Below are 376 nucleotides of genomic sequence, written 5' to 3'. Positions count from 1 at the left end.
GGGCATTACTCTGACGTCCGTGAGGAGAACCCGTTGAAGGGGAAATCGATAAGTGAGGATGACTTACGGGGGATTCGGACTGCTGTAAACGAGGTGAAACGAAAAAAGCCGTTTGTTGACCTTCGGCAGTATATTGATGAGGATGACTTTGAGGAAAGAGCCGAAGAATTCTTGCAGTACCACAAAGACATCGTTGAGGTTGACTGAACGATATCCCGGGCAGCTAAGTTAGAATACCAGGTCGAGTACACTGGTGTAGACGCTTTGGACTGTACTGACCTATCAGTTCTCTTGATATGAACACTCTATTTGTGCGAGATAACGCCCTGTATTCAGCACGACCCCAACAAATTATCAGTAACTAATGGTTTCAACA

General features: G+C 45.7%; 1 protein-coding gene. It reads left to right on the top strand.

Translation table 11 applies throughout. The features are described 5' to 3' along the window. The coding region (locus C457_RS20350; RefSeq protein WP_008094727.1) for a hypothetical protein at positions 1-207 on the top strand (207 nt) is incomplete at its 5' end. Positions 208-376: the final 169 nt, after the last annotated feature.

The sequence above is a fragment of the Haloferax prahovense DSM 18310 genome, assembly GCF_000336815.1.
GTDB lineage: Archaea > Halobacteriota > Halobacteria > Halobacteriales > Haloferacaceae > Haloferax > Haloferax prahovense.
This window is presented reverse-complemented; position numbering and strand designations above follow the sequence as displayed.